Genomic DNA, 21,022 nt, shown 5'->3' with positions numbered 1-21,022 from the left:
GAGAGCATGAATGAACAAACTGGCGGAAAAAGTCCAACAGGCGTTGGTGATGGCCATCGATAACGATGACCTGGTTCTGCCCACGTTACCGGAAGTGGCCCTGAAAATTCGTCAGGCCGCCGAAGACCCCGAAGTCAGCATCAGTCATTTAAGCAAAGTCATCAGCCGCGATACCGCCCTGACGGCGCGGCTGATCAAGGTCGTCAACAGCCCACTGTTGCGCGCCACCCAGGAGGTCACCGACCTGCACACCGCGATCACGCGCCTGGGCACCAACTACAGCAGCAACCTGTCGATTGGCCTGGTGATGGAGCAAATCTTCCATGCCCGCTCAGACGTCGTCGAACAGAAGATGCGTGACGTCTGGCGCCGCAGCCTGGAAGTGGCGGGCGTCTGCTACGCCTTGTGCCGCAACCACAGCCAGCTCAAGCCGGACCAGGCGGCGCTCGGCGGGCTGGTGCACCAGATCGGCGTACTGCCGATCCTGACCTACGCCGAAGATCACTATGAACTGCTCTCCGACCCGGTCAGCCTCAACCATGTGATCGATAGCATCCACCCGCTTCTGGGGGACAAGCTGCTGCGGGGCTGGGACTTCCCGGAAATGCTGGTGAGTGTGCCTGCGCACTACCAGGACCTTGAGCGCGACTCGGCCAGCCTGGACTACGTCGACTTGGTGCAAGTGGCCGTGCTGTATTGCCACAAGAACACCAATCACCCACTGGCCAACGCTGCGTTGTCGAACTTGCCGGCGTTCAAGAAGCTGCGCATCGACCCGCTCAATGAAGCGGTGCGCACCGAGTTGGACGAAGCGCGCTCGATGTTCTACTGAAACCCCACCGCCCCGGTAGCAGCCGGCGGCATAGGTATGCCAGCAGATAGGGCTGTTGTGGCGAGCGGGCTTGCTCGCGAAAGCAGTGGGTCAGTCAACATCAATGTTTGCTGAGCCGACGTCTTCGCGAGCAAGCCCGCTCCCACATTTATTCTTCGCCGCTTTAAGCATTGCGTTCGCTTAACTGAACGGCAGTAGGGCTTGCCACCGGGAAGTTCATCAGTTTCTGAACGTTGTGTAGATATTCAGCCAGCGATAAAACTCACCCGCACCTTGAGCCCTTTCAGCTCGCCATCATGCAGGCTGATCTGGGCCAGGTGCGCACGGCAGATTTCGCCGACGATCGCCAAGCCAAGCCCCGAACCTGCGCCCTGCTGGTTACGCCGATAAAAGCGCTCGAACACCCGATCCCGTTCGTCCAGCGGAATGCCCGGGCCATCATCCTCCACTTCCAGCACCGCTGGCGCCGTGACCCGCAGGATCACGTTGCCACCTGATGGCGTGTGTGCCAGGGCGTTATCCACCAGGTTGCTCAACAGCTCGTTCAGCAAGGTCGGCTCGCCGCGCAACCACACCGGCTGATCCGCCTCCAATGCCAATGCCACACCGCGGGCGTGGGCCAGAGGCGCCATGGCCATGCCCAATTCACGGGCCAGTTGGCTGAGGTCCAGCAACTGCGCACCACCTTCAGCAATCGCCCGCGCACCGTTTTCGATGCGTGCCAGGGACAGCAATTGATTGGCCAGGTGGGTCAACCGATCCGTACCTTGCGCCGCCGTCTCCAGGGTACTGCGCCAGATCGCCGGCTCCTCGGCGCGCAGGCCCAACTCCAGTCGAGCCTTGAGCGCGGCCAGTGGGGTGCGCAATTCGTGGGATGCATCGGCGATAAACTGGGCCTGGCGCTCGAACTGCCCGCGCAGGCGTTCGGTAAAGTGATTCAAGGCCCGCACCAGCGGCCCAAGTTCGTGCTGCACTTCAACCAACGGCAGCGGCCGCAGATCATCCGGCTGGCGTTCTTCCACCGCCGTGCGCAATCGCTCCAGCGGGCGCAGCGCTGCACTCACCGCAAACCACACCAGCAGCAAGGCGCCGATGGCCAGCATGCCCAGGCGCAGCAGGGTGTCGGCCATCAGGCTGCGGGCCATGCTGACGCGGGCTTCGTCGGTTTCGGCCACACGGATTTCGGCCATGCCATTCATGTTCGGCTCCGACACGGCCTTGAGCAGGCTCACTACCCGCACGTTCTGCCCTTGGTACTTGGCGTTGTAGAAACGCGCCAAGGCCGGATAATCGTCGGTGCGCGGCGTGCCGGGCGGCGGCCCTGGCAGGTGCTCGTAGCCGGAAATCAGCTTCTGGTGAATGTCATTGACCTGGTAATAAATCCGCCCGGCGCTGTCATAGGCGAAGGTGTCCAACGCCACGTAGGGCACATCGGCGCTGAGGGTGCCGTCGCGCTGGGACAGGCCGGCGGCAATAGTCCGCGCCGAGGCCAGCAGCGTGCGGTCGTAGGCCGTGTCTGCCGCCTCGCGACCATTCCAGTAGGCGCTCAAGCCGCTGGCCAGCATCAGCACCACCAACAGCAATGCCAGGTTCCACAGCAGGCGCCAACGCAGGCTGCTGTGCTTACGCATCGCGGGCTTCCAGCAAGTAGCCGAGGCCGCGGAAAGTGACGATGGCGACCGGCTGGCCATCGAGTTTCTTGCGCAAGCGGTGCACATAGATTTCGATGGCATCGGGGCTGGCCTCTTCATCCAGGCCGAAGACCTGGGACGCCAGTTGCTCCTTGCTCATGACGCGGCCAGGGCGGGCGATCAGCGCCTCGAGCACCGCCTGCTCGCGTGAGGTCAACGTCAGCAACTCACCACCGAGGGTGAAGCGCCGGGTTTCCACGTCATACACCAGCACGCCACAGGTCTGCTGGCGCTCGCCACCCAGCACGCTGCGGCGCAACAGCGCCTTGACCCTGGCTTCCAGCTCGGTCAGTTCGAAGGGTTTGGCCAGATAATCATCGGCACCCAGGTTGAGGCCATGCACCCGATCCTTTACATCGCTGCGGGCGGTGAGCATCAGCACTGGCAGATTTTTCCCACGGGCCCGCAGGCGCGCCAGCACCTCGAAACCATCCATGCGCGGCAAGCCCACATCGAGAATCGCCACGGCGTATTCCTCGCTGCTCAGGGCCAGGTCCGCCGCCACGCCATCGTGCAGCACGTCCACCGTCAACCCCGTGCTCTTGAGCGCCTGAGCCACACTTTCGGCCAGTTGCAGATGGTCTTCGACGAGCAGGACACGCATGGATTTGTACCTCGTTAAGGGGTGACCGGTGCCACCCTTTGTTTACCAACTCGCGGCGCAGTTTACAGCCGCGGCCTGTGCTGTGAAGCCCGAAAACATTGAAAGGACGCTGAAAGGTTAGTGAAAGGTTCGCCCATTAGCATCCGAAAACGGACGGTTACACCTTCCGAGCTATTTCACCCATAGCGCCCGAAAAACGCCTCGAAGCGTTTTCGTCTCATAAGAACAATAACGGAGTGCATCACGATGCTGTCGACACAGCCCCAGGCTTGCCCGCCTGTTCGTTTTTCCCGCATGACCCACACCGCCCTCGCCAGTGCCGCTGCCCTTGCCGGCTTTTCGCCGCTTAGCCAGGCTGCCTTCTTCGAAGACAGTAGCGCGACCCTGGAAACCCGCAACATGTACTTCAACCGCGACTTTCGCGACGGTACCAGCGCCCAGCAGTCCAAGCGCGACGAGTGGGCCCAGGGCTTCATGCTCAACCTGCAATCGGGCTACACCGACGGTACTGTCGGTTTTGGCGTAGATGCGCTGGGCATGCTCGGGGTCAAGCTCGACTCCAGCCCGGACCGCACCGGCAGCGGCCTGTTGCCCACCCACGATGATGGCCGCGCCGCTGACGAGTACTCCAAGCTGGGCCTGACCGGCAAAGTGAAAATCTCCGCCACTGAGCTGAAGATCGGCTCGTTGATCCCCGAGTTGCCAATCCTCAAGGCCAACGATGGGCGCATCTTGCCGCAGACCTTCAACGGCGGCCTGCTGACCTCCAAGGAATTCAAGAACCTGACGTTCACCGGCGGGCGCCTGGACAAGGCCAAAGACCGCGACGACAGCAACTACGAGGACATTGCCCTCAACAACAAGAACGGCCGCTTCCTCAGCGGAGCCACCGGCAAGCACTTCAACTTCGGCGGCGTGGACTACAAGTTTGCCGAGAAGATCACCGGTAGCTACCACTTCGCTCAACTGGACGACGTGTATCGCCAACACTTCCTCGGCATGGTCGCCTCCACGCCCATGGGCCCGGGCACCTTCGGCACCGACCTGCGCCTGGCCATCAGCGATGACACCGGCAGCGCACGCGGCGGCAGCATTGACAACAAATCCCTCAACGGCATTTTCAGCTACGCCCTCAACGGCCATAAACTGAGCGCCGGCTACCAGCACATGTCCGGTGACAGCGCATTCCCGTATGTGGATGGCAGCGACCCATACCTGGTCAACTTTGTGCAGATCAACGACTTTGCCGGCGCCGAAGAACGCTCCTGGCAGGCCCGCTACGACTACGACTTCGCCAAGCTGGGGATTCCCGGCCTGAGCTTCATGAGCCGCTACCTGTCCGGTGACAACATCAAACTCAAGAACGGCGACACCGGCAAAGAGTGGGAACGCAACACCGAAATCAAATACGTGGTGCAAAGCGGCGCGCTCAAGGACGTGGCCGTGCGCCTGCGTAACGCCACCTACCGCTCCAACTACTCGGCCCGGGACGCAGACGAAGTGCGCGTACTGGTCAGTTACAGCGTCGCACTGTGGTAACCCTGAAAGTCATACCCCCAATAACAACAATGACGGAGTTCCCCATGTCCTCATCCCTGCGTAAATTTGCCTTGGCCGCCGGCTGCATGTTGTTCGCCGGCCAACTGCTGGCCGCCGGTGAACCCAAGCGCCCGGAATGCATCGCCCCCGCCTCCCCTGGCGGCGGTTTTGACCTGACTTGCAAGCTGGCGCAAAGCGCACTGGTCAACGAAAAGCTGCTGAGCAAGCCGATGCGCGTGACCTACATGCCTGGCGGCGTGGGTGCGGTGGCCTACAACGCCGTGGTGGCCCAGCGCCCTGCCGATGCCGGCACGCTGGTGGCCTGGTCCAGTGGTTCGCTGCTGAACCTGGCCCAAGGCAAATTCGGTCGTTTCGATGAAACCAACGTGCGCTGGCTGGCGGCGGTTGGCACTAGCTATGGCGCCATCGCGGTGAAAACCGATTCGCCCTACAAGACCCTCGATGACCTGGTACAAGCCCTGAAGAAAGATCCGAGCAAAGTGGTGATTGGCTCCGGCGGCACTGTCGGCAGCCAGGACTGGATGCAGACCGCCCTGATCGCCAAGGCCGCCGGGATCAACCCCCGTGACCTGCGTTATGTGGCCCTCGAAGGCGGCGGTGAAATCGCCACTGCCCTGCTCGGCGGTCACATTCAGGTGGGCAGTACCGACATCTCCGACTCCATGCCACACATTCAGAGCGGCGATATGCGCCTGCTGGCCGTGTTCGCGGAAAACCGCCTCGATGAGCCGGAAATGAAAGACATTCCGACCGCCAAGGAACAAGGCTACGACATCGTGTGGCCAGTGGTGCGCGGTTTCTACCTCGGGCCAAAGGTCAGCGATGAAGACTACGCCTGGTGGAAAGCCGCCTTCGACAAACTGCTGGCCTCTGAAGAGTTCGCCAAGCTGCGTGACCAGCGCGAGCTGTTCCCCTTTGCCATGACCGGCCAGGAGCTGGACACCTACGTGAAGAAACAGGTGGCTGACTACAAAGTGCTGGCCAAAGAGTTCGGCCTGATCCAGTAATCGCCCCCTGTCATGTAATGCCGCTGTAGGAGCGAGCTTGCTCGCGAAGAACGTGAGAGCGCCGCGTCAAACCCGATGAGCCGCGTTTTCGTTGACGTTTTTCGCGAGCAAGCTCGCTCCTACAAAGGTGGCCTTGGAGTTTTCCATGCTCTTACAACGCATTTTCGCTGCCGTGATGTTACTGGCCTGTATCGGCCTGGCGCTGATGGCCTGGCCATATCAGGCGGCCTTTTCCTACGAGCCCGTAGGGCCTCGGGCCTTCCCGCTGTTGTTGATCGGGCTAATGGGGCTGGCACTGCTCTACATGCTGATTCGCCCGCAACCGACCAAACACACCGACGATGAACCGGCGCTGGACCGCCCGACCCTGATCAAGATCGGGATCTGCGTGGCCTTGCTGCTGGTGTTTGCCGGCACTTTCGAATCCCTGGGTTTCATTCTCAGCAGCATGCTGATCGGTATTCCGATGGCACGGTTGTATGGCGGCCGCTGGTTGCCCAGTGCGGTGATCATCACCTTGATGAGCATCGGTCTTTATCTGCTGTTCGATAAAACCATGGACGTGCCACTGCCCCTCGGTCTGCTCGACGTTCTGGAGAACTGATATGGATACTTTTGGCTATTTGGGCCAGGGTTTCGGCGTCGCGCTGAGCCCCTATAACCTGGTGACCGCACTGTGCGGCACCCTGATCGGCACCGTGGTCGGCCTGCTGCCGGGCCTGGGTCCGATCAACGGCGTGGCACTGTTGATTCCCATCGCGTTTGCCCTGGGCCTGCCGCCGGAGTCGGCGCTGATCCTGCTGGCAGCCGTGTACCTGGGCTGCGAATACGGCGGCCGGATCAGCTCGATCCTGCTGAACATCCCGGGCGAAGCCTCCACCGTGATGACCACCCTGGACGGCTACCCGATGGCCCGTAAAGGCATGGCCGGCGTGGCGCTGTCGTTGTCCGCCTGGAGTTCGTTCATCGGTGCGTTTATCGCCACCTGCGGCATGGTGCTGTTCGCGCCGCTGCTGGCCAAGTGGGCGATTGCCTTCGGTCCGGCGGAATATTTCGTACTGATGGTGTTTGCGATTGTCTGCCTGGGCGGCATGGCCGGTGACAAGCCGCTGAAAACCTTTGTCTCGGCGTTGATCGGCCTGTTCCTTGCCTGCGTGGGCATCGACGCCAACAGTGGTGTGTACCGTTTTACCGGCGACAACATCCACCTGACCGACGGCATCCAGTTCGTGGTGTTGGTGCTGGGACTGTTCTCTATCAGCGAGATCCTACTGCTCCTGGAGAAAACCCACCGTGGCCAGGAAGCAGTGAAAGCCACCGGTCGCATGATGTTCAACGTCAAGGAAGCCTTGTCGGTGTTGACCGTGAACATCCGTTGCGGTGTATCGGGCTTTATCATCGGCGTCTTGCCAGGTGCAGGCGCGACCATGGCCTCGGCCGTTGCCTACATGACCGAGAAACGCATCGCCGGCGCCAGCGGTAAGTTTGGCCAAGGCGACATGCGTGGCCTGGCCGCTCCGGAAACCGCCATCGGCGCGTCTGTCTGCGGTGCCATGGTGCCGATGCTAACCCTCGGCGTTCCAGGTTCGGGCACCACGGCAGTGATGATCGGCGCACTGTCGCTGTACAACATCACGCCAGGCCCGCTGCTGTTCCAACAGCAACCAGACATCGTCTGGGGCCTGATCGCTTCGTTGTTTATCGCCAACATCATGCTGGTGATCCTCAACATCCCGATGATCCGCATCTTCACCCGCATCCTTGCCGTGCCGAACTGGGCACTGGTGCCTGTGATCGCGATCATCACCGCGATTGGCGTCTACGCCGTGCACGCCACCACCTTCGACCTGTTCCTGATGATCGCCATCGGCATCTTCGGCTACATCCTGCGCAAGTTGGACTTCCCGCTGTCGCCGCTGCTGCTGGGTTTTATCCTCGGCGGTCTGATGGAGCAGAACCTGCGTCGTGCACTGTCGATCTCTAATGGCGCACTGGAGATCCTGTGGTCGAGCCCGATCACCTTCGGCGTCTGGGTACTGACCGCCATCATGCTGCTGGTGCCATTGCTGCGTATCTGGCGCAAACGCTCCTTGCAGCGTCGCGCTGTGGCCGATGTCTGAAGTCACCTTTAAACAATGGTGGGGAACACCGCTGGTCGGTCTGGCCGGCGGTTACCTGGCCAGCCTGGTCGGCTGGCCTTTGCCGTATATGGTCGGCTCGTTGCTGGCGATCATCCTGGTGCGTTGCCTCACGCCCTGGCAGTTGGGCGAAATACCCGGCGGGCGTAAATGTGGCCAATGGGTAGTGGGCATCGGCATTGGCCTGCACTTCACCCCGTTGGTGATCGAGCAGGTGATGAGCCACTTTGGCCTGATCTTCTTCGGCGCGCTGGTCACCAGCCTGTCGAGCATTGTCGGCGTGTGGTTGATGCGCCGCAGCGGTGAAGACCGTGCCACGGCGTTTTTCTCGAGTATGCCGGGTGGTTCCGGTGAAATGGTCAACCTCGGCGCGCGTAATGGCGCGGTGCTCAGCCGCGTGGCGGCAGGCCAGAGTCTGCGGGTGTTGTTGGTGGTGTTGTGCGTACCGGCGATCTTCAAGTATTTGCTGGGCGGCGGCGCGCCGCAATTTCACCCGGCCCACGTGGATTGGGCCTGGCTGGCCCTGCTGTTTCCCATTGGCGCCCTGGTCGCCTGGGGCTGGCAGCGTCTGCACCAGCCCAACCCTTGGTTGTTCGGGCCGTTGCTGGTCAGCGCCATCGCCAGCATCACCTGGGATTTGCACATTGGCCTGCCCGATGGCGGCAGCCAGATCGGCCAATGGTTGATCGGTAGCGGCCTGGGTTGCCACTTCAACCGGCAGTTCTTTCGGCGGGCGCCAGCATTCATGGGCCGCACCTTGATCGGCACAGTGCTGACCATGTTGATCGCCACCCTGGCGGCGGTAGGTTTGAGTGCGCTAACGCAGTTGGATCTGCGTTCACTGACGTTGGGCATGATGCCCGGTGGAATTGCCGAGATGAGCCTCACGGCCGAGACCTTGCAACTGTCGGTGCCCTTGGTCACGGCGATGCAAGTGATGCGGCTGTTGTTTGTGCTGTTCCTGGCGGAACCGTTATTCCGCCACTGGAACCGCCAGCCGGACACCGTCTAAAACCTGGCACAACCCTAATGTGGGAGCGGGCTTGCTCGCGAAGGCGGTGGCTCAGTTGATAAATACTTGACTGACCCACCGCCTTCGCGAGCAAGCCCGCTCCCACACAATCCCGCTATCACATCCTTTGGTGCTGGGCCTTAGATGGGCGGCAACCGCCACTCGATCGGCGTCTCGCCATTCTGCTCAAGAAACTTGTTCGTCCGACTGAAATGCCCGCAGCCCAAAAACCCGCGATACGCCGACAACGGCGACGGATGCACCGAAGTCAGCACCAAATGCTTGGTCGCATCAATCAGCTTCTGCTTGCCCTGGGCATGGGCGCCCCACAACAGGAACACCAGGTGCGGCTGATGCTCGCTGACTACTTCGATCACCCGGTCAGTGAAGAACTGCCAGCCCTTGCCCGCATGGGCGTTGGCCGTCGCACGTTCCACAGTCATGGTGGTGTTGAGCAGCAACACGCCCTGGTCGGCCCAGCTTTGCAGGCAGCCATGGTTGGGAATGTCGATATTGAGGTCGCGCTTGAGCTCTTTATAGATGTTGAGCAGCGAAGGCGGCGTCGGCACGCCCGGTTGCACCGAGAAGCACAGGCCATGGGCCTGGCCCGGGCCGTGGTAGGGGTCCTGGCCGAGGATTACCACCTTGACCTTGTCCAGCGGCGTGGAGTTGAGCGCATTGAAGATCAACGGGCCCGGCGGGTAGATTTCCTTGCCCGCCGCATGCTCCTGGCGCAGGAACTCGCGCAACTCGTTCATGTAGGGCTGCTCGAACTCCTCGCGCAGGGCGTGTTTCCAGCTCGGTTCGAGTTTGATACGGTCGTCGGAAGTCATCAGAAACACATCATGTAAAAAGAGTGGGCGAACCCTAGGAAAGCCCACCCCACTTGTCAATTGATCTGACGCAGAACCGGCGCTTTCCCACGAAGGGATCATACTCAACGTTCAATTTACCGATTGAGGTCATGATGAATCTGCACTTCGAAGAGCTCACTGGCACAGATGGGGCCCGTATCGGCATCGCCAGCCTGGATGCGGAAAAGTCCCTCAATGCCCTCTCCCTCCCGATGATCCTGGCCCTGGGCGAACGCCTGGACCACTGGGCCCGGGATCCGCAAATCGTCTGCGTGCTGCTGCGCGGCAACGGCCCCAAGGCGTTCTGCGCCGGCGGCGAAGTGCGCAGCCTGGCCCAGGCCTGTCGTGAGCAGCCGGGTGAAGTACCGCCGCTGGCCGCACAGTTTTTTGCGGCGGAATATCGTCTCGACTATCGCTTGCATACCTACCCCAAACCACTGATCTGCTGGGGCCATGGCTATGTGCTGGGCGGTGGCATGGGGTTGTTGCAAAGCGCGGCCATCCGTGTGGTCACACCCAGCAGCCGCTTGGCCATGCCGGAAATCAGCATCGGCTTGTACCCGGATGTTGGCGCCAGTTGGTTCCTCTCCCGACTGCCCGGCAAGCTCGGCCTGTTCCTCGGCCTGACCGGCGCCCAGATGAATGGTCGCGACGCCCTGGACCTGGGCTTGGCCGATCGCTTCCTGCTGGATGAACAACAAGATGAGATGCTCGAAGGTTTGCTGCAGCTCAATTGGCAGGAGCAGACGGCGATGCAACTCAACAGCCTGTTCAAGGCCCTGGCCCAGGAAGCCGTCAGCCAGCAGCCTGAACCGCAGTGGTTGCCACGACGCCAGCAAATCGACGAATGGCTGGATGTGGGCGATGTGCGCTGCGCCTGGCGCGCATTGAGCCCATTGCGCGAGCATGCCGACCCGTTGTTGAGCCGGGCCGGCAAGACATTGAGCGAGGGCTGCCCGCTGACCGCGCACCTGGTGTGGGAGCAGATCCGACGGGCGCGCCACTTGTCGCTGTCAGAGGTTTTCCAGATGGAGTACACGTTGAGCCTCAATTGCTGTCGGCATCCGGAGTTCAGTGAAGGGGTGCGGGCACGTCTGATCGACAAGGATCAGCAGCCCCACTGGCATTGGCCGGATATCAACCGCATTCCCGAGGCCGTGGTCGAGGCGCACTTTCACAAGGCCTGGGAAGGACGGCACCCGCTGGCGGACTTGTCTGACGTATGACAGACCGGTCTCAAGCAGCTGCCTAGTTTTTGGGGTTATCTAGGGTGAACGAACAGTTGTCGGGCTGGCTGTCTGTACACACATAGATTTGCTGGTCAAACGGCCCACGGGCCGCCACCCAGTGGGTGGAATCGCTCAGTGACATGCTGGGACGGGGCTCGGGCGCCTGGAACCTGAGGTTGACCCACTGGTTGTTGGCCGCCTTGTAGGTGCAGTATTCCAGATGGCCTCGCTTGCGCTCCCCTGCCTCGGTCGGCGTAAAAACAGCGCCGACAAACGTGTCCACAAACCCCGGAAACTCGACCTTGGGACTTTTCCAGGCACCGTTGTCACTTTGAAAATAACCACCGGTTCGCTTGATCGACGAGGGATAGGGGCAGCCGAACTCTGCGCTGGCATGAGCGATTGGTAAAACGCCTAGCAAACATAGAATGAATCCCCGGCTGATCATGTGTCATTCCATTGCGCTGCTGAGGTATTGCCACTTAGTAGAGTCCGAGAAGGGCGCGCAAGATAGCTGTTAAATATGACAGTGAAGACGAACGGTCACCCATAAAAAACGGCGCATTAAGCGCCGTTTAAAGGATTAGTTGTTTACCGGTGCCCACCGCGGCCCCGGCCATGATCACCGCCACGGCCATCGCCTCGACCATGACCACTGTAACCTCGATGATCACCCCAACCCTGGCTCGGATAGGGCCGGTAACCCGCCCTTGGCCCTGCTTGATAGTAACGGGGCGCCGGCTGGTAATAACGAGGTGCCGGGTAGTAGCGCGGTGGCGGTGCGTAATAGCCGCGCCGATACTGGTAAGACGGACCGCCGCCGTAGTAATAGACCGGCGCGGGCGCGGTATAGACTTCGGATCGGTAGTAGCTGGAGCCTCCATCGTAATAAGGCACACAAGCAGAAAGGGTCAAGCCGAGCACAGCGGTAAGGAGCATTCGACGATACATGGCGGCCTCCTGGACCGCGGAAGAGCACACACCAGCGACGCTGGAGGGCGACAAACAGCTTTCGCTAAATGACGAAATATCTGACATCAAAAACAGAATCTGGTGCGATCTGGACATAGATTGATACATCTGTGGCGCAATAAACCGCTCGGGGCTGTATCGTGCCAGGTATACCGGGTTTCACCGCAATCTCGACTGAATCACGCCTGAACCGACCGATGACCACTCCCACACTTTGCCCGGCCTGCGGCGCCCGCAACGACTGCGCCCTGGCCGACCCGCGCACCGCTGACCGCGCCTGCTGGTGCTACAGCGTCACCATCGACCCCAAGGTGCTCGAAGCCCTGCCCGTGGAGCTTCGCAACAAGGCTTGCCTGTGCCCGCGCTGTGCCCAGGTCGATGCCCGATTGCGCGGGGCCGAGCCCCAGTAATGCGTATCGACCGATTTCTCAGCAACCTGCCGCGTTTCAATCGCCAGCAGGTGCGCCTGTTGCTGGCGGAGCGACGGATCCAGGTCGACGGACAGCCGGTCAACGACCCGCGGCATGACGTTCGCGAGTTCAGCCGTGTGGAGTGTGATGGGCAAGTCCTGCAAGCAGGCAAACCCGCACGTTATTTCATGCTGCACAAGCCGCCAGGCTGCGTGAGTGCCACCATCGACCCGCAACACCCCACCGTCCTCGACCTGCTGGATGAAGCGGACAAGGACGACCTGCATATCGCCGGGCGCCTGGACTTCAACACCACCGGCCTGCTGCTGCTGACCAATGATGGCCAGTGGTCGCGACGCCTGACCCAGCCTCAGACCAAGCTGCCCAAGGTCTACTACGTCGAGACCGAACAGGAGATTGGCCCGGACTATGCCGCAACCTTCAGCGCCGGCCTGTACTTCGCCTTCGAGGACCTGACCACTCAACCGGCCGAGTTGCAGGTGCTGAGCCCCAAAAGTGCGCGCCTGAGCATCATTGAAGGGCGTTATCACCAGGTCAAGCGCATGTTCGGGCACTTCAACAACAAGGTCACGCGCCTGCACCGCGAGCGCATGGGGCCGCTGGTGCTGGATGAACAGCTCGCCCCCGGCCAGTATCGGCCGCTGACCGAGGCTGAAATCCGCCAGATATGACCGTTGGGCCGGTGATCGCCAAAACCGCGGGGTGAAACTGGCGACCTGGCCCGCCTCCTGCTTGAATCAAAACGCCAGCCGCAATCTGACTGGCAAGTCACAGCCTCTTCCAAGAAACATATTGCCTGCCCGCACTCCTAGGATTGCGGGTGTTGCAGGCAAGCTGCCCGCCATAACAACACCCGTCGGCCAGTTTCATCGGACCGACATGGGCCTCCCTTCCAGGCGTATGCCTACCTGTCACAAAGCTCGTGCAGAGTGATCTGCGCGCACCACCCGCTTGCCAGGAGTCTTACGACATGAGGCCAGAAATCGCTGTGCTGGATATACAGGGTCAGTATCGGGTTTACACGGAGTTCTATCGCGCGGACGCTGCTCAAAAGACCATCATCCTGGTCAACGGCTCCATGGCCACCACCGCGTCTTTCGCCCAGACCGTGAAAAGCCTGTATCCGCAGTTCAATGTGGTTTTATACGATCAGCCCTACGCCGGTCGCTCCAAAGCCCACAACCGTCATGAGCAAATGCTGACGAAAGACAGTGAAGGCCAGATCCTCCTGGAACTCATTGACCACTTCGCCGCCGAACATGTGCTGTCCTTCTCCTGGGGCGGTGTCGCCACCCTCGTTGCCCTTGCGCAACGACCTCGCCGAGTGGAAAAAGCCGTCATCAGCTCGTTCTCCCCGGTGATCAACGCGCCGATGCGCGACTACCTGGAGCGCGGCGTCGACTATCTCGGCAATCTCGATCGCCACAGCGTTGGGCATCTGGTCAACAGCACCATCGGCAAACACCTGCCGCCGCTGTTCAAGCGCTTCAACTATCGGCACGTCAGCACCCTGGCCGAGCACGAGTATGGGCAGATGCACTTCCACATCAGCCAGGTCCTCAACAGCGACCGCCAGTGCTACCTCAAGGCGGCGCGGCAGATCGACATTCCGGTGTTGTTCTTGAATGGTGAATGGGACGAATACACCAGCGCCGAGGATGCCCGACTGTTTGGCCAACATGTGGCCAACAGCAGCTTTGGCACCATCCAGGCCACCGGACACTTTCTGGATATGGAGCACAAGGCCGCGTGCAACGACAGCCGGAAGGCATTGATGAGCTTTTTGAAACCGGAACAGTCGGTGAATCGACTGCGGTATCACCAGGGGCAGGCTGTGCATGCACTGGCAATTTAAAGGCCGGACCCTGGGCGGGTATGACGCTGTGTCACTGCCCAGGGTTGGCTGAAAGCTTGGACGGACGCTCGCAACTTGCACATTTTTCAAAGAAAAACTTCAAATCGCCGCGCACATCTGGTACAAAGTCAGCCGCTTTGAGCGGGTATAGTTTAGTGGCAAAACGAAAGCTTCCCAAGCTTTAGTTGAGGGTTCGATTCCCTCTACCCGCTCCACATATTTGTGTTCCCACAGCCAATCGTTTTTGGTGGGGAATGAAAAAAACCGGCTCATGACGCCGGTTTTTTTACGCCCGGATTTTACCCATCAATCCCCGCCTGCTTAGCCGCCCCTACCCGTAAAACCGTGCAATACCTCCATCCGGCAGCCCCGGCATTCGCCCTTACACTTCTTGAACGACCTACCGCTGCCGTTTGGTAGGTAGAGTGTTGATAATTTCTTTTCAGTGGTTATAGTCACTACCAACACACCACAAGGAGGTGATGTGGATAGCCGATACTTGATAGGCCACATCGTCGCAGACGGCTGGTACCTGGCACGCGTCAGGGGCAGCCATCATCATTTCAAACATCCAACCAAGCCTGGGCTGGTGACTATTCCCCATCCCAGGAAAGAGCTGTTGGACAAGACCGCCAAGAGCATTTTGAAGCAAGCTCTGCTCGGTTGAGCGCTCCTGGGAGAATCACGAACATGCTGTATCCGATTGCAATTTCAACGGGTGACGACGACCACGCCTGGGGTGTGGAAATCCCCGACATCCCTGGGTGTTTCTCTGCCGGAGATGACCTGGATGACGCCATGGCCATGGCACGGGAGGCCATTGAAGGTCACTTCGAGCTGCTGGCGGAGGATGGCGCACCAATTCCCAGCGCGCAAAAAGTCACCCATCACGCGGCCAACCCTCTATACGCTGGCTGCATCTGGGCGGTAGTGGACATCGATGTGACCAAGTACCTGGGCAAGGCGCAAAAACTCAACATCACCTTGCCGGGCTATCTGCTCAACCGCATTGATGAATACGTGCTGCATCACCCGGAAGAAAAAAGCCGCTCCGGGTTCCTGGCTTCGGCAGCGCTGAAAGTGCTGCAGCAAGAGCGGTGACACTAGCGAATTTGACCGCAAGAAACGTAGTTCCCGCAGGAGCGATGAGCGCTAAAGTACAAGCCCGCCTGCTAAATGGTCCGCCCAACAAGGAGCCCGCTCATGCCGTGTGAATACAAACTCATGCCCTCCCCCGTCGGCCAATTGACCCTGGTCGCGCGCAACGGCAAGCTCGCCGCCATCTTGTGGGAAACCGAGCGCGCCAACCGCGTGCGCCTGGGCGAGTTGGTGGAGGTCAGCGACAATCCAGCGCTGCTGCAGGCCGAGCGCCAGTTGAATGAGTATTTTGCCGGCACCCGTAACCGCTTCGATCTGGAGCTGGATTTCGAAGGCACCGAGTTCCAGAAAAAAGTCTGGGCCGCGCTGTTGACCATTCCCTTCGGTGAAACCCGCAGCTACAGCCAGATAGCCATGCAGATTGGCAGCCCGAAAGCGGTGCGTGCGGTGGGGGCAGCCAATGGGCGCAATCCGATTTCAATCGTCGCGCCCTGCCATCGGGTGATTGGCGCGTCAGGCCGGCTCACCGGGTTTGCCGGTGGCCTGGAGGCCAAGCAGTACTTGCTCACGCTGGAGGATGGCGAGCCGACCCGGTCGCTGTTTTGACGACCCCGTGACGCTATGGCTGGTCAGCCTTGGAGTCCTTCATTTGCACCGATGATTTGCTGCCATCGGTGTTGTCCTGGGTTTCGTTGTTCGAGCTGTCGAAACAGCCCTGCAGAAGTACCAGGCAGCAGGCCAGGCAAAGGGTACGGGTCAGGTTCATGGTCGCGCGTCCATTCAACGGGATGATAAGACAGTGACCCACCGGCCCGGGCATGGGTTCGATCCGCCACGGTTGACCTGCTGAACGGTCGCGCACCGTAAAAAAACGGCGGTTGGAATCAATCCAACCGCCGTTCTCAAGAACGTACCCACCATCAACCGTCGCCGCGACGGCTCTTGCCGTACGACGAAGCCAGCGCACGGGCTTTTTCCAGACGGGTTTCCAGCTTAGGCAAGGTTTCGTCGACCAATGCCTTGATTTCGGGGATGTCCGACGCCGCGCCTTGCTGCTTGAACAGCGCGATTGCATCTTCGTTGGCCTTGACCTGCTGGGCCGTGTAGGCGGCGTCAAAAGAGTCGCCATCGGTCAGCTCAGGCATCAGGGTTTCGGCCTTGTCGACGATCTGGTCGCGAGGCGCCACCGGCAAGTCGAGCTTTTTCGCAATGGCCGCCAAATGCTGATTGGCCAAGGTGCGTTCGTTGATGACCTCGATGGTGTAGTCCTTGATTTCCTGGGACGAGGTCTTGGCGTGGGCCATGCGGCTGGTTTCGATATCAGCCATGCCTTTGGCCGAGGCTTGTTCGATGAATTCGGCAGGCCCTTGGGCGAAAGCATTGCTGGCGCCGAGGCCCAGCAGCATCGCGAAAGTGGCGGTGCGTAACCGGATAGCCATGCGGCTCATGATGGGTTCCTCCAGGTAATAAATACATGCCGGGGAACGAGCCCCGCCCTGAATCTGAATTTTCAGGGCGACAAAGGTTTAGAAAAAACTTGCTGGTGCGACGAACGGTCGTATGGACTCAGGAGGTTTTACTGCCCAGCATGCCCCAGGTCAGCAACTCGGCCCGGCTCGACAGCAACGCAGTGAATGTGGCCCAGTGTGCCAACGGCAGGAAGCTTCCTTGGGGCCTCTCTAGGAAACTTCCTACAAATCGACAGGACGCTTCCTTTTCAAGTTCGGACTATTGCTAGTCATTATCACCGCCTTCGCTCCTGCATGGCAGTTGATAGGCATGGCTCCCCCCCGCATCCTCGTTTTGGAAAGCCAACGATTCAAACGCAGCGTTCTGATCAAGATGCTTGATCAGCTGGGGTTGCCAGCTGTGCTTCAGGCCTGTGACGGCGAACACGCCATGGCGCAATTGCAGGCGGGCGGCGGGGTCGACATCGTGCTCTGTGACGTAGCAGACAGGAGCCTTGACTGCCTGGAGTTCCTGCAGCGCGCCAGACAGGCAGGCTTAGCGCGTGCGGTTGTCTTTTGCAGTGAGTTACATCCCGCGTTACGCCGGGCGGTGGTCCATATGCGTTGTCTTTCCGGTCTGCAAGTGTTGGGTGTGTTGACCCAGCCATTGCAGTTGCGCGCCCTGCGGCAGTTATTGCGCGGTTATTGCCCACGGCATATGCCATCGGTAAGTCCGTCGTTCTCCAAAGCATTGCCCACTGAGCAGGAGATTCACCAAGGCTTGGCATTGGGTGAGTTTCGTGCCTGGTTTCAGCCTAAGTTCATGCTGGGCACCGGGCGCCTCGCGGGTGTGGAGGTGTTGGCGCGCTGGGAGCATCCAACCAGGGGCGTGCTATTGCCGGCGGAGTTTCTGGCTGCCGTTATGGCCTACGATTTGATCGACCAGATGTTCATACAACTTCTTGAGCAAGGCCTGAGCCTTCTGGGGGTGTTGCGCCGTCAGCAGACTCAGCTTGAACTGGCGTTTAACCTGCATGCCTCGCAATTGCTCAACAACGAGTTGATGGGGCATATCCAGCAGGCGTTGCTGCGCCATGGCCTTCCCGGCTCCACGTTGTTGTTCGAACTGGCGGAGAACGGCTTACTGGATATCTCACCACGAATCCAGGAAAACCTGCTTCGTTTACGGATGCTCGGCTGCGGCTTAGCCATCGATGATTTTGGCATGGGCTTTTCATCGCTCAAACTGCTCTGCCAACTCCCCTTCAATCAACTTAAACTCGACGGCGAGTTCGTTCGCCATATTGGCGAACCGCTCAGTCGGGCCATGGTCGCCAGTACCTTGGCATTGGCTCGCTCGCTGGACATGAGCTTGGTGATCGAAGGCATTGGCACTCAGCGCGCCCATGAGGGTGTTTTGGCCCTGGGATGTGAAATCGGGCAGGGATTTTACCTGGCCCGGCCAATGGCGGGGCATCGGTTGCTGGTGTGGCTTGAAACACACCTTGCCGGTCAGCGCGCGGGGCTGGATAACACCTGAGATATTCCAGATATTCTCTACACTTGAATCGAGCTCGTGTATTTTGAGCTTCGTATCGAACGATCACTTTTTCCACTGTTTTATTTACGCGACGGGCGTATGCACCATCGGCGCATTCCGGTGTGTCTCGCAGAGGTAGTTATGTTTAAAGCGTTAGTTGTGGATGACCACCCCTTTATTCGATCTTCGGTCAAAATGCTCTTGAAACAGGAGCATTTCGACGTCGTTGCCGAAGCCGACAACGGGGCAGACGCGGTGCAGATGGCGCGCGAGCACGAACCCGACCTGATCGTTCTGGATATCGCCATGCCCAAGTTGGATGGGCTGGAAGTCATTGCGCGCATCTGCGCACTGGGCCTCAAGTGTAAGATCCTGGTTCTGACCTCCCAATCGCCGCTGTTCTACTCAATGCGTTGCATGAAAGCCGGTGCCGCCGGCTATATCTCCAAGACCAATGACCTGAATGAACTGATTAAAGCGATCAAGGCGGTTATGGACGGATATACCTTCTTCCCCAACCTGGCCAACAGTTCGGTGCGCCGCAGTGATGTCGAAACCACCGACTTGGAGTTGATCCAGCGCCTCTCTGATCGTGAACTGACAATTTTGCAACAGTTGTCCCAAGGGTTGAGCAACAAGGAAATCGGTGACGCCATGCTGCTAAGTAACAAGACCGTCAGCACTTATAAAACGCGCTTGATCGAAAAGCTCAATGTCAAGTCTGTGGTCTACCTCGCTGACTTTGCTAAACGTAATAACCTGATCTGATGAGCCTGTTCTTACGTAAGTGGATAGCGCTACTGGTACTTGGCATTGCGCTGAACGGTACGGTCCTGGCGGACTCGCCGGTTGGCACTTTCCAAGTGCTGGGCCGCTCCGGTGTCGATGGTTACCATGCTGTGCTTACCGAGGCTGACTGGAGCTGGCTGCGCAGCAAGAATGTATTGGTCCTTGGCGATTCCAGCCCCGACTATGCGCCCATGGGCATGGTCAACAATGGTCGGGACTATGAAGGTGTGACGGCTGATTACGCGCAGCTATTGAGTGAACTATTGCGCGTCCAGGTGCAGGTACGCCGATATGCCACGCGTGCCGAGGTGATCGACGGGCTCAAGCGCGGGGAGGTGGATTTTCTGGGCATCGCAAACGGCTATGAGGCCGCCGATGCCGGCCTGTTGCTGTCGACCGCCTATGCCGAAGACATGCCGGCATTAGTGACACGATTGGGCGAGAGCCAGGCACTGTCCCCTGACCTGGCGGGCAAGAAAATCGCGATGCAGTATCACTACCTTTCACCCGAAGCGGTAAAGGCGTTTTACCCCAAGGCTACCTTGCAACTGTTTCCCTCGACCTTGAGTGCCATCGGTGCGGTGGCCTTCGGCAGCGCCGACGTGTACCTGGGCGACGCCCTCAGCGCTAATTTTCTGATCAACAAGAATTATTTGAACAATGTGCAGTTGGCTGACTTCTCCCAAATAGAAGCCAGCAACTTCTCGTTTGCTATGACCCACGACAATACGCGGATACAACGCGTGCTCAATAGCGCGCTGGCGGCGATTCCGATCAGCGAACGCATGAATATCCAGCGACGCTGGAGTGCCGGTGGCAGCAGTATGCCCGGGCGTACTGCATTGCACTTCAGCGCCAGTGAACAACGTTGGATGGATGCGCATCCGTCGGTGCGGGTAGCAGTTGATGACAGTTTCTTGCCGCTGTCGTTCTTCAATGAAGAGGGCGAGTTTCGCGGTATCAGTGCCGATGTGCTGGCCAAGGTTTCACTGCGCACCGGTTTGAAGTTCGAAGTGCAGCGTGCGGTTTCAGTGTCCGACATGGTTGATAAAGTGCGTGAGAACGAGGCCGACCTGCTGATTACGCTTACGCCAAGTACTTTGCGCGAGGGGGTGCTGCGCTTTACCCGCCCCTACCTGAACACCCCGTATGTGTTGGTCAGTGGCACCTCACCCTCTAGCCCGAGCACTCTGGACGAGATGGCGGGCAAACGGCTGGCGGTGATACATGGCAATCCGGTACGGGACCTGGTGATCGAGAACTACCCAAGTATTAAGCTGGTGGAGGCGCGTAACGCCCAGGAAGTGATGGCGCTGGTTGCCGATGGCAAGGCGGACGCGGGAGTCAATTCGTTGATCATCGCCCGCTACATGATCGCGCGCGATCACCGGGAGCAGCTACGCATCACCAGCACCGTGGGCACGCAACTGGCACGCACGGCGTTCGCCACCTCTCGCGGTTCCCTTGAGCTGTATTCGATCCTGGAAAAAGCCTTGCTCAGCATCCCGCCCGAAGAGCTGGATGAAGTCACCAACCGCTGGCGCAGCGACATTGCCGTGGATGACAGCTACTGGCTGCGCAACCGCACGGTGATCCTTCAGGGGTTCGCCCTGGCAACCTTGCTGTTGCTGGTGGCAATGGTGTGGATCGCTTACCTAAGCAGGCTGATGCACACGCGCAGGCAGGCCGAAATTGCCCTGAGTGATCAATTAGAGTTCATGCGCGTGCTGATCGATGGCACGCCGCACCCCATCTATGTGCGTGATCGCCAAGCGAAGTTGGTGGTGTGTAACAGCGGCTACCTGAGTGTCTTTGGCGTCGAACGCGAAGCTGTATGAATCGCCCCGGATTCTTTAGACACCTTGCAAACTCATTGCGTAACGCTTTTCAAACTCTACCGGTGACAGCTGATTGTTGAAACTATGGCGGCGTTTTGCGTTGTAGAACATCTCGATGTAATCA

Annotated in this window: 24 protein-coding genes and 1 tRNA gene; 17 read left to right on the top strand and 8 right to left on the bottom strand. The window is 59.6% G+C overall.

Annotated elements, in window-relative coordinates:
- Positions 1-10 precede the first annotated feature (10 nt).
- A complete protein-coding gene (locus HBO09_RS26990) occupies positions 11-832 on the top strand; it encodes an HDOD domain-containing protein (RefSeq protein ID WP_169993590.1) in 822 nt (273 codons plus the stop codon).
- A 245-nt stretch (positions 833-1,077) separates the two neighbouring features.
- Here the strand turns inward: HBO09_RS26990 and HBO09_RS26985 are convergent, their stop codons facing one another.
- Both HBO09_RS26985 and HBO09_RS26980 read right to left on the bottom strand, forming a co-directional pair.
- Positions 1,078-2,463: a sensor histidine kinase gene (locus tag HBO09_RS26985; protein WP_065943869.1), complete on the bottom strand. Its 1,386-nt coding sequence runs from the start codon at positions 2,461-2,463 to the stop codon at positions 1,078-1,080.
- Positions 2,456-3,127, bottom strand: coding sequence for a response regulator (locus HBO09_RS26980; protein ID WP_029299087.1), 672 nt, complete (start codon positions 3,125-3,127; stop codon positions 2,456-2,458). Before HBO09_RS26980 ends, HBO09_RS26985 begins: the two co-directional genes overlap by 8 nt.
- 246 nt (positions 3,128-3,373) lie before the next feature.
- On the opposite strand from HBO09_RS26980, the gene HBO09_RS26975 reads away from it, so the two are divergent.
- From HBO09_RS26975 to HBO09_RS26955, 5 genes are all read left to right on the top strand, one after another.
- The gene (locus HBO09_RS26975) at positions 3,374-4,666 is read left to right on the top strand and encodes an OprD family porin (RefSeq protein ID WP_169993592.1); all 1,293 of its coding nucleotides are present in this window, start codon (positions 3,374-3,376) and stop codon (positions 4,664-4,666) included.
- Positions 4,667-4,752: 86 nt separating this feature from the next.
- Positions 4,753-5,694 carry a tripartite tricarboxylate transporter substrate binding protein gene (locus HBO09_RS26970; protein ID WP_262381340.1) on the top strand — a complete coding sequence of 314 codons (942 nt, stop codon included), beginning with the start codon at positions 4,753-4,755 and terminating at the stop codon, positions 5,692-5,694.
- 145 nt (positions 5,695-5,839) lie between these two features.
- Positions 5,840-6,298: a tripartite tricarboxylate transporter TctB family protein gene (locus HBO09_RS26965; RefSeq protein ID WP_169993597.1), complete on the top strand. Its 459-nt coding sequence runs from the start codon at positions 5,840-5,842 to the stop codon at positions 6,296-6,298.
- Between the two features lies 1 nt (position 6,299).
- The gene (locus tag HBO09_RS26960) at positions 6,300-7,814 is read left to right on the top strand and encodes a tripartite tricarboxylate transporter permease (protein ID WP_169993599.1); all 1,515 of its coding nucleotides are present in this window, start codon (positions 6,300-6,302) and stop codon (positions 7,812-7,814) included.
- Positions 7,807-8,844, top strand: a complete 1,038-nt coding sequence (locus HBO09_RS26955; protein ID WP_169993601.1) for an AbrB family transcriptional regulator — start codon at positions 7,807-7,809, stop codon at positions 8,842-8,844. The genes HBO09_RS26960 and HBO09_RS26955 overlap by 8 nt, the downstream gene beginning before the upstream one ends.
- A 140-nt stretch (positions 8,845-8,984) precedes the next feature.
- Here HBO09_RS26955 and ung read toward each other — a convergent pair whose 3' ends face one another.
- On the bottom strand, positions 8,985-9,680 hold the full coding sequence (gene ung / locus HBO09_RS26950; protein ID WP_166647838.1) for a uracil-DNA glycosylase: 696 nt from the start codon (positions 9,678-9,680) through the stop codon (positions 8,985-8,987).
- Between the two features lie 131 nt (positions 9,681-9,811).
- Between ung and HBO09_RS26945 the strand changes: the two genes are divergently transcribed.
- Entirely contained in the window at positions 9,812-10,924 is a 1,113-nt protein-coding gene (locus tag HBO09_RS26945; RefSeq protein WP_169993603.1) for an enoyl-CoA hydratase/isomerase family protein, read from the top strand.
- Positions 10,925-10,946: 22 nt separating this feature from the next.
- On the opposite strand, the gene HBO09_RS26940 is transcribed toward HBO09_RS26945, so the two are convergent.
- On the bottom strand, positions 10,947-11,375 hold the full coding sequence (locus HBO09_RS26940; RefSeq protein ID WP_169993605.1) for a DUF3757 domain-containing protein: 429 nt from the start codon (positions 11,373-11,375) through the stop codon (positions 10,947-10,949).
- 143 nt (positions 11,376-11,518) lie between these two features.
- Positions 11,519-11,878 (bottom strand): hypothetical protein, encoded by a 360-nt coding sequence (locus HBO09_RS29110; RefSeq protein WP_262381339.1) that lies wholly within the window; start codon positions 11,876-11,878, stop codon positions 11,519-11,521.
- Positions 11,879-12,096: 218 nt separating this feature from the next.
- Here HBO09_RS29110 and HBO09_RS26935 point away from each other — a divergent pair, with 218 nt between their 5' ends.
- From HBO09_RS26935 to HBO09_RS26905, 7 genes are all read left to right on the top strand, one after another.
- Complete coding sequence (locus HBO09_RS26935; RefSeq protein WP_169993607.1) at positions 12,097-12,309, top strand: cysteine-rich CWC family protein; 213 nt, start codon at positions 12,097-12,099, stop codon at positions 12,307-12,309.
- Positions 12,309-13,001 (top strand): pseudouridine synthase, encoded by a 693-nt coding sequence (locus tag HBO09_RS26930; RefSeq protein ID WP_169993609.1) that lies wholly within the window; start codon positions 12,309-12,311, stop codon positions 12,999-13,001. Before HBO09_RS26935 ends, HBO09_RS26930 begins: the two co-directional genes overlap by 1 nt.
- 299 nt (positions 13,002-13,300) lie before the next feature.
- Positions 13,301-14,185 (top strand): alpha/beta hydrolase, encoded by an 885-nt coding sequence (locus HBO09_RS26925; protein WP_169993611.1) that lies wholly within the window; start codon positions 13,301-13,303, stop codon positions 14,183-14,185.
- A 141-nt stretch (positions 14,186-14,326) separates the two neighbouring features.
- A tRNA-Gly gene (locus HBO09_RS26920) sits at positions 14,327-14,400 on the top strand.
- A 269-nt stretch (positions 14,401-14,669) separates the two neighbouring features.
- Entirely contained in the window at positions 14,670-14,852 is a 183-nt protein-coding gene (locus HBO09_RS26915; RefSeq protein WP_029299101.1) for a type II toxin-antitoxin system HicA family toxin, read from the top strand.
- A gap of 23 nt (positions 14,853-14,875) precedes the next feature.
- Positions 14,876-15,286 (top strand): type II toxin-antitoxin system HicB family antitoxin, encoded by a 411-nt coding sequence (locus tag HBO09_RS26910; protein WP_169993613.1) that lies wholly within the window; start codon positions 14,876-14,878, stop codon positions 15,284-15,286.
- A 102-nt stretch (positions 15,287-15,388) separates the two neighbouring features.
- Positions 15,389-15,889, top strand: coding sequence for a methylated-DNA--[protein]-cysteine S-methyltransferase (locus tag HBO09_RS26905; protein WP_169993615.1), 501 nt, complete (start codon positions 15,389-15,391; stop codon positions 15,887-15,889).
- Between the two features lie 13 nt (positions 15,890-15,902).
- Here the strand turns inward: HBO09_RS26905 and HBO09_RS26900 are convergent, their stop codons facing one another.
- Positions 15,903-16,049 carry a hypothetical protein gene (locus HBO09_RS26900; protein ID WP_166647832.1) on the bottom strand — a complete coding sequence of 49 codons (147 nt, stop codon included), beginning with the start codon at positions 16,047-16,049 and terminating at the stop codon, positions 15,903-15,905.
- Positions 16,050-16,203: 154 nt separating this feature from the next.
- A complete protein-coding gene (locus tag HBO09_RS26895) occupies positions 16,204-16,731 on the bottom strand; it encodes a DUF4142 domain-containing protein (RefSeq protein WP_169993618.1) in 528 nt (175 codons plus the stop codon).
- Positions 16,732-17,014: 283 nt separating this feature from the next.
- On the opposite strand from HBO09_RS26895, the gene HBO09_RS26890 reads away from it, so the two are divergent.
- From HBO09_RS26890 to HBO09_RS26880, 3 genes are all read left to right on the top strand, one after another.
- Positions 17,015-18,271, top strand: a complete 1,257-nt coding sequence (locus HBO09_RS26890; protein ID WP_262381338.1) for an EAL domain-containing response regulator — start codon at positions 17,015-17,017, stop codon at positions 18,269-18,271.
- Between the two features lie 141 nt (positions 18,272-18,412).
- Positions 18,413-19,039: a response regulator transcription factor gene (locus HBO09_RS26885; protein ID WP_169993646.1), complete on the top strand. Its 627-nt coding sequence runs from the start codon at positions 18,413-18,415 to the stop codon at positions 19,037-19,039.
- Entirely contained in the window at positions 19,039-20,898 is a 1,860-nt protein-coding gene (locus HBO09_RS26880) for a transporter substrate-binding domain-containing protein (RefSeq protein WP_169993620.1), read from the top strand. Before HBO09_RS26885 ends, HBO09_RS26880 begins: the two co-directional genes overlap by 1 nt.
- 15 nt (positions 20,899-20,913) lie before the next feature.
- On the opposite strand, the gene HBO09_RS26875 is transcribed toward HBO09_RS26880, so the two are convergent.
- Positions 20,914-21,022: IS3 family transposase (locus tag HBO09_RS26875; protein WP_169993622.1), on the bottom strand; the 109-nt coding region annotated here is incomplete at its 5' end.

It is taken from the genome of Pseudomonas sp. WS 5027 (assembly GCF_012985695.1).
Lineage (GTDB): Bacteria > Pseudomonadota > Gammaproteobacteria > Pseudomonadales > Pseudomonadaceae > Aquipseudomonas > Aquipseudomonas hygromyciniae.
This window is presented reverse-complemented; position numbering and strand designations above follow the sequence as displayed.

Coding starts and splice junctions, on each gene's coding strand:
- HBO09_RS26990 (WP_169993590.1), top strand. CDS start 11: ATGAACAAACTGGCGGAAAAAGTCCAACAGGCGTTGGTGATGGCCATC.
- HBO09_RS26985 (WP_065943869.1), bottom strand. CDS start 2,463: ATGCGTAAGCACAGCAGCCTGCGTTGGCGCCTGCTGTGGAACCTGGCA.
- HBO09_RS26980 (WP_029299087.1), bottom strand. CDS start 3,127: ATGCGTGTCCTGCTCGTCGAAGACCATCTGCAACTGGCCGAAAGTGTG.
- HBO09_RS26975 (WP_169993592.1), top strand. CDS start 3,374: ATGCTGTCGACACAGCCCCAGGCTTGCCCGCCTGTTCGTTTTTCCCGC.
- HBO09_RS26970 (WP_262381340.1), top strand. CDS start 4,753: ATGTTGTTCGCCGGCCAACTGCTGGCCGCCGGTGAACCCAAGCGCCCG.
- HBO09_RS26965 (WP_169993597.1), top strand. CDS start 5,840: ATGCTCTTACAACGCATTTTCGCTGCCGTGATGTTACTGGCCTGTATC.
- HBO09_RS26960 (WP_169993599.1), top strand. CDS start 6,300: ATGGATACTTTTGGCTATTTGGGCCAGGGTTTCGGCGTCGCGCTGAGC.
- HBO09_RS26955 (WP_169993601.1), top strand. CDS start 7,807: ATGTCTGAAGTCACCTTTAAACAATGGTGGGGAACACCGCTGGTCGGT.
- HBO09_RS26945 (WP_169993603.1), top strand. CDS start 9,812: ATGAATCTGCACTTCGAAGAGCTCACTGGCACAGATGGGGCCCGTATC.
- HBO09_RS26940 (WP_169993605.1), bottom strand. CDS start 11,375: ATGATCAGCCGGGGATTCATTCTATGTTTGCTAGGCGTTTTACCAATC.
- HBO09_RS29110 (WP_262381339.1), bottom strand. CDS start 11,878: ATGTATCGTCGAATGCTCCTTACCGCTGTGCTCGGCTTGACCCTTTCT.
- HBO09_RS26935 (WP_169993607.1), top strand. CDS start 12,097: ATGACCACTCCCACACTTTGCCCGGCCTGCGGCGCCCGCAACGACTGC.
- HBO09_RS26930 (WP_169993609.1), top strand. CDS start 12,309: ATGCGTATCGACCGATTTCTCAGCAACCTGCCGCGTTTCAATCGCCAG.
- HBO09_RS26925 (WP_169993611.1), top strand. CDS start 13,301: ATGAGGCCAGAAATCGCTGTGCTGGATATACAGGGTCAGTATCGGGTT.
- HBO09_RS26910 (WP_169993613.1), top strand. CDS start 14,876: ATGCTGTATCCGATTGCAATTTCAACGGGTGACGACGACCACGCCTGG.
- HBO09_RS26905 (WP_169993615.1), top strand. CDS start 15,389: ATGCCGTGTGAATACAAACTCATGCCCTCCCCCGTCGGCCAATTGACC.
- HBO09_RS26900 (WP_166647832.1), bottom strand. CDS start 16,049: ATGAACCTGACCCGTACCCTTTGCCTGGCCTGCTGCCTGGTACTTCTG.
- HBO09_RS26895 (WP_169993618.1), bottom strand. CDS start 16,731: ATGAGCCGCATGGCTATCCGGTTACGCACCGCCACTTTCGCGATGCTG.
- HBO09_RS26885 (WP_169993646.1), top strand. CDS start 18,413: ATGTTTAAAGCGTTAGTTGTGGATGACCACCCCTTTATTCGATCTTCG.
- HBO09_RS26880 (WP_169993620.1), top strand. CDS start 19,039: ATGAGCCTGTTCTTACGTAAGTGGATAGCGCTACTGGTACTTGGCATT.